Genomic DNA, 16428 nt, shown 5'->3' with positions numbered 1-16428 from the left:
TTTTGCCCGATAGGGCGTTCATTTCATACCTAAATTAAGTTTTCTATTAAATCTAAATTGAAACCTATACAGTTAAATATTTTGATATAATATCTCCTGAATAGAAGATAGATGGACTCCCCCTGGGAATGACTCTATGGAGTCATTTATACCCGTGAATTAGCGTATCATTCCATCAGTGAGAACTCTATGTTTAGCTGGTTGGGTTTCCTTTTAGGAATTATCCGTGTCACAAACAAGGTTATAGAATCACTGATAGAAATGGAATATCTATTCTATCTCAAAATAAAGGAGATAATATATATGAGTAAATTTTTTTATAGACCAACAGTTGGAATTGATGTATCAGCAGACTTTTCGGTAGTTGCTATACTATCACCTGACGGTGAAATTTATAGAAAGCCTTTTAAGATTATACATAATAGAAATGGTTTTGATTACCTAGTAGATCAAATAAAAAAAGCGGAAGAAGAGTTTAACATGAAAACGGCAATTTTCATGGAATCTACTGGTGTATACCATCTTACTCTTTTCCACTTTCTTAAAGATACATTTGAAGTATGTATCCTTAATCCACTCATTACTAATTGTAACAAGAATGGTGACATAAGAAAAGTGAAAAATGATAAAAAAGATGCATTAACCATTGCTACTATAGGTAAATTTCAAAATGTTAAATATTCTTCTGATTTTGATGTTGAAATTTACACTTTAAAGTCTCTTTGTAGAGATTACTATAAATTTACTGATAGTAAATCTACATTTAAGAAAAAGCTTTCTGCTGATTTAAGAGTTATATTTCCTAGTTATAGCTCTGTCTTTTCAGACATTACTGGCAAAACATCAATAGCTATACTAAAAACGTATTCTAGTCCTGAAGCAGTTTTAAGTGCTAATAGAGATGAACTTATCAACCTCATTTCAACCAATTCTAGAAAAGGACTAACACATAGTGAAAAAATTTATAAAAAGCTATATGATGCTGCTGACGAAGCTGCTTACATTGGTCTTAAATCACCAAGTCTATTTGTAAAAATAATTAATACTATCGCAGTAATAGAATCACTAGAAATCCAAATTGGAAATCTATTAACAGAGATTCATCTATTAATGCGTAGCACTAGGATCTCTGATGAATTTAAGAAAAATGTACAATTACTTTACTCAATACCAGGTGTTGGAGAACTAACTGCCATCACAATAATGAGTGAAATCGGCAATATTAAAGGTTTTGTTAAGCCTAAGCACTTAGTTGCTTATTTTGGATTAGATCCTTCTGTTAGCCAATCTGGTAAGTTTAACAGTGACAGAAATGCCATGTCTAAACGAGGTACCAGAATAGGCCGTAGGGCCTTATACGCTGTCGCGTTAACATCCATACGTAAGAATAGAAATGGTGAACCTATAAATAGAGTTCTACTAAATTTCTATAATGAGAATATGAAAGATAAAAAGAAAAAAGTAGGCTTAGTTGCAATAATGCATAAGCTAATTAACTACATATTCTCTGTTCTTAAAAATCAAAAAGAGTATGAACTACGTGACCCCAAGATACATTCAAAAATGTACCTAAACAACAAATCAAAACAAACAGCCTAACGGCTAAAACAATTAGGAATCACTTTCCATTGTTCGTGTTTTTCAATGGATTTTTTGTGATACCTATTTTTAGAAATAAAATTTTTTATAAAAACCTATTGACTTTTACTAGCTGGTCTAAAATTAATACACATTTAGCTTTACTTCTCATATTTTACCCCCTAAATACTTAATATAATTATATTATAACACAATATTTTACCATATTAAATAATTAAAGTTATTATTTTCTATTTATTATATATATTCATTTAATGATTATCCCACAAAAAGCATTATATTACCTGAATTATGAAATTTCTCTGGAATGACTTGCATAAGAAGCAAAGGAACTGTTTAAATTTAATTTTAGAAATTCTTCTTTTAGACAGATAAAATTATCGTAAGCCTGGCAAGGACGCCAGGCTAGCGAACCTGAGGCAGGACGCTGAATGTGAGCGTTAGATAATTTTATATGGCTAAAAGATTAGAATTTCTTAAATTAAATTTATTGTTCCGAGCTCTTATGCAAGTCATGGAGGAGAAATTTCATAATTCCACTACATTGTACCTTATTGTGGGATAATCATTTAATAAATTAGCCATTTCAATAGCTGTTACCCCAGCATCATAGCCTTTATTCCCTGCTTTAGTTCCCGCTCTTTCTATAGCCTGCTCAATACTTTCAGTAGTTAAAACACCAAATATTACAGGTACTTCTGTATCTAAAGAAACATTAGCTATACCCTTGGAAACCTCACTGCAAACATAGTCATAATGAGATGTGGTTCCTCTAATAACAGCCCCAAGACATATAACTGCATTATATTTATTTGATTTAGCCATTTTCTTTGCTATTAGAGGTATTTCAAATGCTCCTGGAACCCAAGCCACTTCTACATCTTCCTCCTGTGCTCCATGTCTTTTTAAAGCATCTACTGCCCCTGCTAAAAGTTTGCTTCCTATAAACTCGTTAAATCTTCCAACAACTATACCGAATTTCAAACCTTCTGCTATTAATTTTCCTTCATATACCTTCATTATTATTTCCTCCAATTATTTAATTTTTCTACACTATCCACCCTTTTCCTTAATTGATAATGTAGCCTTTCTCATCACTTACTGACGCTAATGACACTAAAGTAAGGCTTCTTAGTTAAATTATAAATATCAATAAATATAGAAATTTCATTTTAGGTACATGAAAAGAAATAACAAGTCAAAGATGCTAGTATATTTTGTGTCAGACAAGGAAGCAGGTTCCGCCGCTAGTAGGACTATCAGTGGGTTCTGCTGACGCAGTATGACGCAAAATAGACTAGCATACTGACTTATTATTTGTTTGAATGTGCCTTACTATACCTTTTGTACCAAAATCTAAAAGTCCAGATAATGTCCCATCTTTTCTTTTTTAGTCTTTAAATAAAACTCATTCATTTCATTGTGCCCCATGTCAATAGATACTCTCTCAACAATTTCTATTCCATATCCTTTTATACCTGATATTTTTTTAGGATTGTTAGTCATAAGTCTTACTTTCTTTATTCCTAAATGTGAAAGTATCTGAGCTCCTATGCCATAATCTCTTAAATCCTCTGGAAAACCCAATGCTAGATTTGCCTCTACAGTGTCCATTCCCTGATCTTGAAGCTGGTAAGCTTTTATTTTATTTATAAGTCCTATGCCTCTTCCCTCTTGACGCATATATAGAAGCACTCCCTTCCCTTCTCTTTCTATGTTTATCATGGAAGCTGCCAGTTGCTCTCCACAATCACATCTTAAGGAGCCAAAGGCATCTCCTGTAAGACATTCAGAGTGAACCCTTACAAGTATCGGTTCGTCACCTTTAATATCACCTTTAACTAAGGCCACATGATGTTCCCCATTTAATTTATTTACATAACCTATTATTTTAAAGTCTCCATATTTAGTAGGCATGTCCCCTTCAGCTACCTTTTCCACTAGGCACTCATGTTTTCTCCTATAGGCTATTAAATCAGCTATGGTTATTATCTTTAAATTATGCTTCTTTACATATTCCATAAGCTGAGGAACTCTAGCCATGGTTCCATCTTCATTCATTATTTCACATATAACTCCTGCAGAAGAAAACCCAGCTAACTTTGCCATATCCACTGCCGCCTCTGTGTGTCCTGCTCTTTTTAATACGCCCCCTTCTTTATAGGCCAAAGGAAATATATGCCCTGGTTTATTAAAATCCTCTGGTGTTGCACCTATATCTACTAACTTTTTTATAGTTTCCGCTCTTTCATAGGCAGAAATTCCTGTAGATGCTCTCTTAAAATCCACAGACACAGTAAAAGCTGTCTCTTTAGGGTCTGTGTTATTCTGAACCATTGGAGTTATCTTAAGCTCTTTAAGTCTCTCCCTTAACATAGGCACACATATAAGCCCTCTGCCGTATTTGGCCATAAAGTTTATACTTTCTCCTGTGACCTTGTCTGCAGCCATAAGTAGATCCCCTTCATTTTCCCTATTCTCGTCATCTACTACTACCACCATTTTTCCTTCTTTTATGTCTTCTATAGCTTCCTCAATAGTATTGAATTTAAACATTTATAACACCCCTTCGTAGTTAATAGTTAATAATTAATAGTTACTAGTTGATATTTATTTTTACTATTAATTTTAAAGTGTAACCTTTTAATAAAATCCATTTTCTTTAAGAAAATCTAAACTAATGTCCCTCTTCTTATCCACAACCTTATTAAAATTCATGAACTTTTCCATATATTTTCCCACTAAATCACATTCTATGTTAATTTTCTCTCCAACCTTTTTATTTGAAAGAGTGGTTTGTTCTTTAGTGTGTGGAATTATAGAAACCTTAAATATATCCTCATCCACATAAGCCACAGTTAAACTTATACCATCTAGGGCTACGGACCCTTTTGTTATCACATACTTTAGTATCTCTTTAGATGCTCCTATGCTTATCCACAGAGCATTATCCTCACTTACAAATTCCTTTATAACTCCAGTACCATCTATGTGCCCACTGACCATATGTCCTCCAAATCTATCCCCTACTTTTAAAGCTCTTTCCAAATTTACTTTTGTACCATTATTAAGATACTTTAGATTAGTTCTTCTAATGGTTTCAGGCATTACATCTACAGAAAAACTCTCCTTGTTAAATTCTGTTACCGTAAGACAAACTCCATTAGTGCTTATACTATCCCCTATCTTTACATCTCCTAAAATCCTTTTGCTTTTAATCCTTATAGAAGCGGATTTCTCTCCCTTTTTTATGTTCTCTACCTGGCCAATTTCTTCTATTATTCCTGTAAACAACAGCTATTCACCCCTCCCCTAACATAATTACATGAAAGCCACTATATTTTATGTAATAGTTATTAGTTCATTTATTTTAGATAAAGTTACTCTATCTATGCTAGGTATTTTTCATTTATTCACCATCATATTCATCTATCAGTTCCCTAGCTTATTATTAACTAGTGCCTCTATTAAAATATCTCCTGAAATATTTTTAACCTCTATCTTTCCTAACTCAATACACTCTTTCATAAACTCTACTCCATCACCTTCTACAGGAGTTTTTGCATCTGTCCCTCCTATTATTTTAGGAGCTATGAAACACATAAGCTTATCTACAATCCCTTCCCTTAAAGCACTGTAGTTTAAAGTACCTCCCCCTTCTAAAAGCACACTGTCAACTCCCATTTCCCCTAGTTTATTCATTAAATATTTAAGATCTACTTTTCCATCCTTTCCAGGAGTTTTTATAACTTGAACCCCCTTTTGGGCTAAAGCCATTAACTTTTTATCCTCTACCTCTTGCCCCACAGCCACCACAGTTTTAGCAGTAGAACTTACATTAATCACTTTAGAATCTAATGGTATTCTTCCATGGCTATCTACTACTACTCTCATAGCATCCTTACCACTACCATTATTTAATCTAGTAGTTAAAGAAGGATTATCCGCAAGTACAGTGCCTATGCCCACCATTACAGCTGATACTCTATGCCTTAATTCGTGAACATACTCTCTAGATATTTCATTTGAAATCCACTGGGAATCTCCTGTTTTACAGGCTATTTTTCCATCTAAAGTCATGGCAGTTTTCATTATGCAAAAGGGCATTCTAGTAGTTATATATTTTATAAATATCTCATTTACCTTTCTTATTTTTTCCTCTAATACCCCCACTTCAACTTCTATTCCAGCCTTTTTTAATATGTCTATTCCCCTTCCACATACCAATTCATTAGGGTCCTTCATACCTATAATTACTTTTTTTATACCACTTTTTACAATTTCATTTGCACAGGGTGGTGTCTTTCCATAGTGCGAACAAGGTTCCAAGGTAACGTACATATCTGCACCTTTAGGGTCTTCCTGACAGTTTTTAAAGGCATTTACCTCAGCATGTGGTCCTCCATAAAATTCATGATAGCCCTCACCTATAATTTTGCCTTCCTTCACTATCACTGCTCCCACTAAAGGATTTGGATTTGTATATCCAGCACCCTTTTTTGAAAGTTCAATGGCTCTTCTCATATATTCTATTTTCAAAAAATCACCTCTTTTAAAACACTATTGGTAAAATCAAAGGGATGTTTCCACTAGGAGAAGTGGTATTCAAGATTTGTAAACTATTACAGCGTTTAAAACTTAAAGTTTTAGTAAAACTACACTAAACTTTATTTGAAATGTGAAATTTAATCAGTTTATTAAACCACAAAAGGTACACTATGGAGTATTTATGAATTTTATCCTCCCTGCCTTTATAAAAGCTCAAAACAATAAATTTCACCATTAACACAAAAACCCTGAAGATAATATATCTCCAGGGTCCATAATCACGCTAAATAAATTCAATTAAAGAGATGCTATATAAAGCTATAAAGCATATCTTTCCTTCTCCCATCCAGACTATACTGTCGGTCTTGGAATTTCACCAAGTCAGTCAAAAGACTCGCGGACTTTACCGCCGGTGGGGAATTTCGCCCCGCCCTGAAGGTTTCACCATATTAATTTAAATAAAGTATAACACTGCTGTTTTTTCATGTCAATGTATTTTACGTTAACTTTTTACATGCATGTTTTTTCCTTTGTACACTATTTTTCTACCTCTATATACTTTACTTACAACGGTATTATATCTACTATACAAGGTCATTGAACCTCCATAACGTAAAGCCCTTTCATCCTCGATTACAAGGGTATGAACGAGATTTTACGGGTTGAATTATAAACTGTTAACACATATACCTATATATGAATAGTATATATTGTAAATAATAACTGAGGTGGAGGAATATGTATCAATCATTCAATCCATGTATGGACTATATGCCTAATCCAATGGTTAATCCTTATGCTAATATGAAAAAAATAAGGCTAACTAGAGCTTTTATACCTGATCAACCTTATATTTCTTTGTTTCCATTGGATGAAGCCCTAAAAAAGGGAACTTTATTCCCTAATCTTTATATACCTTACCCAATAAAATCTAAGGAATAGGAGGAGTTATAATGGCTAAAATGTGCTATGACGACAATGACCGCAGTAAAATGATGAAAAAAATTAAAGAATTAGAATTTGCAGCTGTAGAATTAAATTTATATTTAGATAATCATCCTAACAATCAAAGAGCTCTAAATGACTATAATATGACTACAGATATGTTGATGGATATGAAAGAAGCCTATGAAGTAAAATACGGTCCATTAACCAACTTTGGTTATGCCAAAAGTACTCCTTCTTGGAAATGGGTAGAAGAACCATGGCCATGGGAAATAGGGGAATAAGGGGGTTGTCGTATGTGGATATATGAAAAAAAATTAGAATATCCTGTTAAAATAAAATCTAAAGATTTAAAAATGGCTAAATTTCTTGTAACCCAATATGGGGGACCGGATGGAGAATTAAGCGCTGCTATAAGATATTTAAATCAGCGATACACCATGCCAACAGGAAAGACTAAAGGTTTGTTAACAGATATAGGTACAGAAGAACTAGCTCACGTAGAAATAATTTGTGCTATGATATATCAATTAACTAAAGATGCAACTCCAGATGAATTAAGGGAAGCTGGCTTAGGTGCACATTATGCACAACATGACAATGCTTTGTTCCCATCAGATGCTAGTGGAGTACCTTGGACTGCTGCCTATATTCAAGCACTAGGTGATCCTGTAACAGATATACATGAAGACATGGCTGCAGAACAAAAAGCTCGTGCAACATATGAGCATCTTATAGACCTTACAGATGACCAAGATGTAAAAGATGTTCTTAAATTCCTATGGGCAAGAGAAATCGTACACTATCAAAGATTTGGTGAAGCACTAGTAGATGTATATGACTATATAGATAGTAAAAAATTCTTTTAGGTCTATAATATATGTAGTAACGTTAATAAAGGTTGTTGGTATAGCCAGCAACCTTTTGGGGTTATTAAACATCAAAATATATCTTCATCAACTTATCTACAGATGCATTAATGGCATTATAAACTGCTGTAGCTAGCATCTCTCCAAATAAAACATGCTTACCACAATATCTTATTTTTCGGCCTTGTCCGTTAAATACAACCACTGAATCAGTGCCTGTACCAGTGGCTATTTTATCACTTACAGGACTTATTACAATTAAATCTTGCATAGCAGCTGCCTTTGCTTCTGTTATCATCATAATACACTCCACCATAGCTTCCTTTGTTAAACTTGCATTGGTTCCAAATATTATATTTATAGTCCCTGACTTTAACGCTGTTTCATCAAAATGCGGCCAATCAGCCTTATCACCAGCTCTTCTAGCATTAGAAAGTCCTAATGTTACAAAACATTGAATCTGAACATCATCTTTTTCTATAAAATACTCTGCAAAGGATTCCATTTTAGCCGCAGTCATCATACCTACATGCTTACCACTCCAATCATGCTCTTCTATATATCTTTCTATAGTTACTTCTGGTGGTAAAAACTCTCCCCCCTCATGGCTTTCATTTTTAGGTACTCTTAAATTAAGTATTCCGTCAGCATAAGTATGTCCACCATTTAAAACTGCTGAACTTAAAATCTCTACTGATGATGGAAATTTTATATGTACATAATCATCCGTTACCTCTAAATTTAAATTTTCCATGCGCTTTTTTATATTAATACACATCTTTATCCCCCTATCTATGTGCAATTTTATATTTCACATATAAAATTTATTGTTAACTTATATGAATCTATAATTTAGATACTACATTAATCCTCTGTAATTATTAACTGGTATTACTAAAATCTATTTATACAGTAAGTTTATTTATATAGTTAATATTATAACTCTCTATTAATATAGGCGTAAAGTTTATACTTTAACCGCTTCAATTCGTAATATACAATTTATACATTAAATCTACATAGGCTTTTGGATAAATATTGATTGTAATAACACCCTAAAACCGTATTATTTCGTTAAAAAATTTTGGGCTGAGTTTCAAATTACGAATTGAAGTTTAACTGTATTAAGCTACGCATTAAATGGGAATTTATTATTTAAGTAAGAGGTAAGCTCAAGTAATATAAATAACCTTTTTTACAATTATACCCCTATAGGTATTACTATTTATATCTGCTATAATGTATCTGTATATTTAACAAAAAGGAGAGATTTTTTTGAGAAAAACAAAGGACAATTTATTAACCAATACATTTGTAGTAATGGGACTTGCTTTAATAGCCTGCTTCTTATGGGGAAGTGCCTTTCCTTCCATAAAAATTGGCTATAAGCTTTTTCACATAGCTAAAGATGACACCTATAGTAAGATTCTATTTGCAGGATATAGATTTTTTCTAGCATCACTTATGATTTTTTTATTTTGCTTTATATCTAAATACTCTATAAAAGTTAGCAAAAAAAATTTTTATAGATTAATACTACTAGGTATAATTCAAACCTTTATTCAGTATATTTTCTTTTATATCGGACTTTCTAATACCACTGGAGTAAAAGGTTCCATAATAGCTTCCTCAAATACATTTTTTAGTGTAGTTATTGCACACTTTTTCTATACAGAAGATAAAATGACCTGGAAGAAAATACTTGGTGTAATTTTAGGCTTTTTAGGGGTTATTATTGTAAACTCTAAAAGCGGTGGCTTTTCTGGTGGATTTAAATTCTCTGGAGAAGGCTTTGTTTTAATCTCCAGTTTATTTGGAGCCTTTGCAGGAGTCTACACAAAAAAATTAGCAAATGATATACCACCTTTTGCTGTTTCCGGTTATCAGTTATTTACAGGCTCTATTGCTCTTATTTTAGTAGGACTTTCAGGGGTTTCCCATAACATAACCTTTACTCCTGTTGGAAGTATTCTGCTTTTATACATGGCATTTATATCTGCAGCGGCCTTCTCCATTTGGTCATTATTATTAAAATATAATGGCGTAGGAAAAGTTTCTGTTTATAAATTTTCAATTCCACTATTTGGAGTATTTTTATCCTACTTCTTTCTTAAAGAAAGCTTCTCCAGCTCAAATGTAATTTTAGCTGTTGTATTGGTTTCTTTAGGAATATATTTAATAAATAAAAAATAATTTGTTTCTTTAAAAGAAATATGTTAACTACTACCGAGATAAACAACAAAAGTTTTCGTAAGAATTCTATAAGATATCATAAAAAAGTCATGCATTAAAAGGAGACTTTCTCCTAATTTATGCATGACTTTTTTTCTTATACGCAACTCTTCCTTTATAGCAAACTATCTTCTGTCTCAATTATATATTTCCAATACCTTTTAGGCATGCTTCTCTTTTGAAGTCTTAAGTTTCTTCTATTTTCAATATTAGCACTTTTAAAATATTGCTTCCAAAGATTTTCGTAAACACTGTCACCTGTGCACTTTAAGATGTTGTCTCCCTGTTCTATAGACAAAGGGGCTATTACCCATTTTTCATCTTTATATAAGGAGACTATCTCTCTTTTTCTGTCATGTATCATAAATTGTTCACCTGAAAGTCTTTTTGCAAAATGAGGAGTTATAAGCTGAAGTATATTATGATCTGGTTCCATAGCAGCATAATATGCACCATTTCTAAGCTGCCTAAATCTTAAAAACCCAAGCATTCTATGTTTCTCATCCATAACCTTTTTACACATTCTATGCATGCTTATGACCACTTCATTATGCAAATGTAAATCCACATCTTTTCCTATTTTAAAGCCCATTTTTATATATCTGTAAATCAAGGTAGATGTACCTTCTACCTCTGACAAAAAAACATAATATATAATGCGTAGAGCATCTTTAGATATCTTTTTTTCTATGGCATTATAGACTTTTAAATATTTTTCCTTTTCATTATTTATATACACAGGTTCATAGAAAAAACTGGGCTTAAATTCATCCTCAGCAAATATTTCTTCCAGCCTTTCTCTTCTATAATAAGCTTCATATATTGCCGTAAGTAACCCCATGAAACTTCCGTCATATACATAACAAACCATAAAACGCCCTCCAATACAACCCTTTTAAAAGTAAGTAGTAAACAGTTCCCTCTATAGTTTTCAATCTATAGCTGACCGGTTATTTTACTATAGTCATTTATCATACTATTATCCGGTAATAATCTATCAAAAAATGAAATCTGATAATACTTTCCACTATCTCCACTTTTCTTAGGAATAATTATATTTTGTCTTATACTCTCCTCTTTAAAGCTACAAGTTCCACAATATTTTCCTTCACATGTTATAAAATATTTTGCCCTTTTTAAAACTACACCTATTTTCTTTAAATCCGCAACTTTTATAGAATGAACCCGTCTTATAGACAATATTCTATTTACAGACCTGACCCCAACACCTGGAATTCTCAAAAGCATCTCCCTTGAAGCTTTATTAATTTCCATTGGAAATAATTCTAGATGTCTTAACGCCCAATCTGTTTTAGGATCTAGTTGTAAATCAAAATTTGGCTTTTTATCATCTAAAAGCTCTTTTGCAGAAAAACCATAAAATCTTAAAAGCCAATCTGCTTGATATAGCCTATGTTCTCTCAAAGTTGGCGGAGTATCTACCTTAGCTATTTTCTTGCCATTTCCCACAGGTATATATGCAGAATAGTATACTCTTTTCAAGTCAAAATTTTTATATAATCCCTCTGATAACTTCATTATTTGAAAATCACTTTCTGGCGTGGCCCCAATTATAAGTTGACTACTTTGACCTGCTGGAACAAAATTAGGTGTTCTTTTGTAAATTTTTTTCTCATGTTCAATAATTGCAATATTGCTTTTTATAAGACTCATAGGCTTTAAAATTTTTTCTTTATTTTTTTGAGGTGCCAAAAGTTTTAGGCTTTCACTGGAGGGCAATTCAATATTTACACTCATCCTATCTGCAAACATACCTGCCCTTCTTATTAAAGCCTCATCTGCTCCAGGTATAGCCTTTAAGTGAATATATCCATTAAAATTATGAGCATTCCTAAGAGATTCTACTACCTTTATTAAAAGCTCCATAGTGTAATTGGCATTCTTATATACCGCAGAACTTAAAAACAACCCCTCTATATAATTTCTTTTATAAAAATTAAGTGTCAAATCTACTATCTCTTCTGGAGTAAAAGCTGCTCTTGGTACATCATTTGAAGCCCTATTTATACAATACGCACAGTCGTATGAGCAATAATTTGTAAGAAGTATTTTTAAAAGAGAAATGCATCTGCCATCCGGCGTAAAACTATGACATATGCCACTGTAACTGGCATTTCCAATGCCACCTTTTTTATTCTTTCTATTGCTGCCACTAGACGAACAAGATACATCATATTTGGCCGCAGCAGATAATATATTAAGCTTTTCAAACACATCCATATAAAACACCTCACACAATTAATACTGTATACTTTGTTAAAATTTCACATTTAACTTATAACTATATGATATCAAACATATGTTCTAATGTAAATAGGCAAATAAAAAAACTCCCTTTTAAAAAGTGGAGATTTCCCATATAATTATGAAATTCTTTAGTTATGGTACATGAAAAGAATTAACAAGTCAAAGATGCTGGTATATTTTGCATCAGACAAGGAAGCAGGTTCCGCCTTTGGTAGAACTATCGGCGGTTTCTGCTGACGCAGTATGACGCAAAATAGACTAGCATACTGACTTGTTATTTATTTGAATGTGCCTATATGAAACTTTATTAGATATTCGTAATATAACCTCAATGTAAAGTTTTACTGCGTTAATTAAATCCTTCTCATTAAAATCAAATCTAGGCGAGTGATGCTCCCCCTTTAAATCACTGCCAAACATAATATATGCTGCTTTTCCGCCATTATCTTGAACCTTTTTCATCATATAGCATATATCTTCGCTGGCTCCAAAGTCCTCCTTATCATATATGAGGCTGTAGCTTTTCATATCTGTTGCAACATTTTTAATAATTTCCACTAATTCCTTATCACTTTTAGCACTTATGGACTTTCCCACATGTTTTATTTCTACATGAGTATCGTGCATTTCTGCTGATGCCCTCAATATTCTCTCTGCATATTCCTCCATATATTTGTTTAAATTTGTAGTTTCCCCTCTAGTCTCTATCTCCATAAAGGCTCTCCCTGGTACTACATTTCTTCCACTGCCCGCTACTAATTTACCAACATTTATTCTAGTAGTACCCTGCCCATTTCTAGGTATAGCATCTAAATTCAAAACCGCAGTGGAAGCTGAGAGCAGTGCATTGTGTCCTTTTTCTGGCGCCGCTCCAGCATGAGATGACCTGCCTTTAAACTCAGCATTAATCTTTGATGTAGCTAAAAAACCTTCTGTCCCACAGACTATCTCGCCAGACTTTTTAGCCCTCATACCTATGTGTCCACTTATTATATAATCTACATCATCTAATAAATTAGATTCTGCTATACACTTAGCACCTCTAACCCCTTCCTCTGCTGGTTGAAATATAAGCTTTATCTTTCCTTTCAATCCAGCTCTGAACTTCATAATAAGTTCTGCCACTCCTAAACCTATGGCTATATGTCCATCATGACCACAGGCATGCATAATCCCATGATTTACAGAAGAAAAACCATTTCTAAAAGGTAAATGATCTTCTTCTTTACTTTCCATTACTTTAATTCCATCTATATCAAATCTCAATGCTATTTGCGGTCCTGGTCCATTATCTAAAATACCCACCACAGCTGTAAATCCACCCGTCATCAGCTTGCATATTTCTTCGTAGGCCCCTTGTTTTATAGCCCTTTCATAGTTATCTTCTAGTTCCTCATTAGAAGGCACATTCATTCTATAGTTATCATTCATAACCTCTTTTCCTATTTTTACATGATAGCCCATATCCATTAACCTTTTTCCTATCAGTGAAGCAGTTCGAAACTCCATCCAAGCAGTTTCTGGATATTTATGAAACTCTCTTCTATAGTTAATTATCTTCTTCTCTATATCATGAACTAATTCATCTATAAGTTCATACATTTAACACACTTCCTCAATTCGTAATATTATTCCCAATATAAATTTCTTACAAATGAAGTTTTTTGTCAACCAATTTTTCTAAAAACATATCTATTTATTAGCAAAATCTCTAAGTTTAACATTGCCTGCAGTAAATAAAACCACTGCCATTAATATAAGCACAAAAATATTAGGAAATACTTTTCCAGTATCAATACTATTAAATACCCAGTACTGAGGCGTGAATCTAACTATATTTTCTAGTACCCAATGCATTTTTTTAACTTGTATCCCAAGGCCTAAAACACTTAAAAAAGTGGTAGCAGTACACACAAGTGTTATTATAAGAGTTACCACGGATTCATTTTGAAATACCCTAGTTACAAATATCCCCAAGCTAATAGAAATAGCAGCAATCAAAATTATACTAATGAGAACTATATGAACTGATGCAAATGAATAACCTATTATAAACTTCTCTATCAAATATACAAGGGAATATACCGTAACTATTTGAAAAAACATTGCCAAATACAAACTCCCCACAATCTGCCAGCCCTTATTAGCTGTGGTTATGCACCTAGATAAAACCTTTTGTCTTCTTAAATTTAACAGCTCAGTACCTACCCCATTAGCAGAATACAACATAAAATTTATTAACATAGTAAGAGTTATCATCATTGCCACGTCTATATCCTTGGAAGAATTTTTTATTTGAACGCTTACTGAAGATTTTTCTATGTCCTTACCACTTTCTATTATGTTTTTATTTATAAGTAAATGTTCTTTCACTTTTTTATTAATTTCATCATCCAATGCTCTTTCAACTGGCACTGTACCATTCCCATCTTGTTTTTTATAAGCTTTTATACTTGGTTTTTCTCCATTTTTAATTTTCTCAGTAAAGTCTTCTGGTATTACATATACTGCAACCACATTATTTTTTTCTACCAATTCCATTACCTTGCTTTGATTATAATTGTAATATATAGATTTACTTATATTTAAATCCTTTAACATCTTACTTCCATATTCACCCTTATCTAAAACATTAAAGGCTACATCTACCATACTGGCAGTTCCCCCTGATTCTTTATTACTTATAAAATAAACAGCTGTTATAACCACTAGTGGCATTAAAAATGATAATAGCATAACTATTTTATCCTTCATAAGCCTTTTAAAATTTACAAAAACCAATGTTAAAAATGCCAAATTACTCACCCCATTTAACCCTAACTTTAAATATACTAATGCTATAAACAACCGCCGCAATTACAACAAATAATATTGAATAAAACTTTATAGAATGAAAAGAATTATATAATAGATAATTCTTATAAGTTTTTATTACAAGTACATTTGGTGAAAAATTACTTAAAAACTTAATCACACTATTACTAGTCTTATCTATAGGCCAAAAGGCTCCTCCTACGGTTATTGACAACATTACAAATACTCCTGAAATTATATTTAAAGTCTTTTTTTCTTTAATAAATGCAATTATAAGTCCTGACAATACTGATGCCAAAAGGCTCTGTAATAAAACTATTGCTAAAAGCAATGGAATAGATCTATTAAATGATAATCCCATAATTCTGTATCCAAATACATATATGGAATTTAATATAACCGCTGTAATAAAACAGTTTATTATTGAATAGTTAAAATATTGAGTTTTGCTTAAAGTTGTAGACAATATTCTCTTAAATATCCCAGCTTCCTTTTCCGCATAATATGATGCTGATAAAGATATAATAAGCATAATGAACATAAAACTAAATATTGATATTGAATAGTATTCATAAGAAGTTAGACTATTATCTTCAGTAACTATTTTATTCTGTATAGAGCTCCCCTTACTAGCATTATAAATTTCACTATTTATTTGATTAAATAGTTTCTGTTTTTCCTTTTCTGATATATTGTTCCTTCCGATTTTTTCTTTTATTAACATCTGACTCTCTAATTCCTGGTGATATTTATTTATAATAGAAGCTAATATCTTTTCCTTAGTCCTAGACTTGTCCTTTTTAGGAATTATACTTATTTCACACTCTTTAGAGTTCTTTAAACACTCCTGGTAATCTGTAGGTATTACAATCTTATACTTCCAATTCTTTTGACTAATTTCTATAATATTTTTCATAGCATCTGTAGTTAAAAAATTTTTTAAACTAACTGAAAATTTTGATTTATCCTTATCTTCTATAACTATAGGAATCTTTTTCATCTCATTGGGAGGATTAAACATTTCTCTTTGAAAATATCCGTATAATATACTTAAAATTATGGGAAACACGGCAAATACAAATATAAATGTAGGTAAATCCCTTATAATTCCTTTCAACGTGGATTTTATAAATGCCCTTAACTTCATAGCTAT

Annotated in this window: 15 protein-coding genes and 1 riboswitch; of the genes, 5 read left to right on the top strand and 10 right to left on the bottom strand. The window is 32.2% G+C overall.

Features of this window, described 5'->3' with window-relative positions; translation table 11 throughout:
• Nucleotides 1-303: 303 nt before the first annotated feature.
• Nucleotides 304-1599: an IS110 family RNA-guided transposase gene (locus tag C1715_RS04235; RefSeq protein ID WP_102399397.1), complete on the top strand. Its 1296-nt coding sequence runs from the start codon at nucleotides 304-306 to the stop codon at nucleotides 1597-1599.
• Between the two features lie 528 nt (nucleotides 1600-2127).
• On the opposite strand, the gene ribH is transcribed toward C1715_RS04235, so the two are convergent.
• From ribH to ribD, 4 genes are all read right to left on the bottom strand, one after another.
• Nucleotides 2128-2619 carry a 6,7-dimethyl-8-ribityllumazine synthase gene (gene ribH, locus C1715_RS04230; RefSeq protein ID WP_035292846.1) on the bottom strand — a complete coding sequence of 164 codons (492 nt, stop codon included), beginning with the start codon at nucleotides 2617-2619 and terminating at the stop codon, nucleotides 2128-2130.
• Between the two features lie 336 nt (nucleotides 2620-2955).
• Nucleotides 2956-4155, bottom strand: a complete 1200-nt coding sequence (locus C1715_RS04225; RefSeq protein WP_035292848.1) for a bifunctional 3,4-dihydroxy-2-butanone-4-phosphate synthase/GTP cyclohydrolase II — start codon at nucleotides 4153-4155, stop codon at nucleotides 2956-2958.
• A gap of 87 nt (nucleotides 4156-4242) precedes the next feature.
• On the bottom strand, nucleotides 4243-4893 hold the full coding sequence (gene ribE / locus C1715_RS04220) for a riboflavin synthase (RefSeq protein WP_035292849.1): 651 nt from the start codon (nucleotides 4891-4893) through the stop codon (nucleotides 4243-4245).
• Between the two features lie 138 nt (nucleotides 4894-5031).
• Complete coding sequence (gene ribD / locus C1715_RS04215) at nucleotides 5032-6138, bottom strand: bifunctional diaminohydroxyphosphoribosylaminopyrimidine deaminase/5-amino-6-(5-phosphoribosylamino)uracil reductase RibD (protein WP_051931776.1); 1107 nt, start codon at nucleotides 6136-6138, stop codon at nucleotides 5032-5034.
• A 339-nt stretch (nucleotides 6139-6477) separates the two neighbouring features.
• Nucleotides 6478-6591, bottom strand: a riboswitch (FMN riboswitch).
• 294 nt (nucleotides 6592-6885) lie between these two features.
• Between ribD and C1715_RS04210 the strand changes: the two genes are divergently transcribed.
• The 3 genes from C1715_RS04210 to C1715_RS04200 are packed head-to-tail and all read left to right on the top strand — an operon-like array spanning nucleotide 6886 to nucleotide 7961.
• Nucleotides 6886-7089, top strand: a complete 204-nt coding sequence (locus C1715_RS04210; RefSeq protein ID WP_035292850.1) for a spore coat associated protein CotJA — start codon at nucleotides 6886-6888, stop codon at nucleotides 7087-7089.
• 11 nt (nucleotides 7090-7100) lie between these two features.
• On the top strand, nucleotides 7101-7376 hold the full coding sequence (locus C1715_RS04205) for a spore coat protein CotJB (protein WP_035292851.1): 276 nt from the start codon (nucleotides 7101-7103) through the stop codon (nucleotides 7374-7376).
• Between the two features lie 12 nt (nucleotides 7377-7388).
• Complete coding sequence (locus C1715_RS04200) at nucleotides 7389-7961, top strand: manganese catalase family protein (protein WP_035292852.1); 573 nt, start codon at nucleotides 7389-7391, stop codon at nucleotides 7959-7961.
• 64 nt (nucleotides 7962-8025) lie between these two features.
• On the opposite strand, the gene C1715_RS04195 is transcribed toward C1715_RS04200, so the two are convergent.
• On the bottom strand, nucleotides 8026-8739 hold the full coding sequence (locus tag C1715_RS04195; RefSeq protein ID WP_102399396.1) for an adenosylcobinamide amidohydrolase: 714 nt from the start codon (nucleotides 8737-8739) through the stop codon (nucleotides 8026-8028).
• Between the two features lie 497 nt (nucleotides 8740-9236).
• Here C1715_RS04195 and C1715_RS04190 point away from each other — a divergent pair, with 497 nt between their 5' ends.
• Nucleotides 9237-10154 (top strand): DMT family transporter, encoded by a 918-nt coding sequence (locus tag C1715_RS04190; protein WP_102399395.1) that lies wholly within the window; start codon nucleotides 9237-9239, stop codon nucleotides 10152-10154.
• 154 nt (nucleotides 10155-10308) lie between these two features.
• Here C1715_RS04190 and C1715_RS04185 read toward each other — a convergent pair whose 3' ends face one another.
• From C1715_RS04185 to C1715_RS04165, 5 genes are all read right to left on the bottom strand, one after another.
• The gene (locus C1715_RS04185) at nucleotides 10309-11064 is read right to left on the bottom strand and encodes a TIGR03915 family putative DNA repair protein (protein ID WP_102399394.1); all 756 of its coding nucleotides are present in this window, start codon (nucleotides 11062-11064) and stop codon (nucleotides 10309-10311) included.
• A gap of 65 nt (nucleotides 11065-11129) precedes the next feature.
• Nucleotides 11130-12434: a putative DNA modification/repair radical SAM protein gene (locus C1715_RS04180; protein ID WP_102399393.1), complete on the bottom strand. Its 1305-nt coding sequence runs from the start codon at nucleotides 12432-12434 to the stop codon at nucleotides 11130-11132.
• Nucleotides 12435-12719: 285 nt separating this feature from the next.
• Nucleotides 12720-14063 carry a M20 family metallo-hydrolase gene (locus C1715_RS04175; RefSeq protein ID WP_102399392.1) on the bottom strand — a complete coding sequence of 448 codons (1344 nt, stop codon included), beginning with the start codon at nucleotides 14061-14063 and terminating at the stop codon, nucleotides 12720-12722.
• A gap of 90 nt (nucleotides 14064-14153) precedes the next feature.
• A complete protein-coding gene (locus tag C1715_RS04170; RefSeq protein ID WP_423240821.1) occupies nucleotides 14154-15266 on the bottom strand; it encodes an ABC transporter permease in 1113 nt (370 codons plus the stop codon).
• Complete coding sequence (locus C1715_RS04165) at nucleotides 15259-16422, bottom strand: ABC transporter permease (RefSeq protein ID WP_102399391.1); 1164 nt, start codon at nucleotides 16420-16422, stop codon at nucleotides 15259-15261. Before C1715_RS04165 ends, C1715_RS04170 begins: the two co-directional genes overlap by 8 nt.
• Nucleotides 16423-16428 lie beyond the last annotated feature (6 nt).

The organism is Haloimpatiens massiliensis (assembly GCF_900184255.1).
Taxonomy (GTDB): Bacteria; Bacillota; Clostridia; order Clostridiales; family Clostridiaceae; genus Haloimpatiens; species Haloimpatiens massiliensis.
Note: the sequence above shows the minus strand (reverse complement) of the source record. Positions and strands in the feature narration are given on the sequence as shown.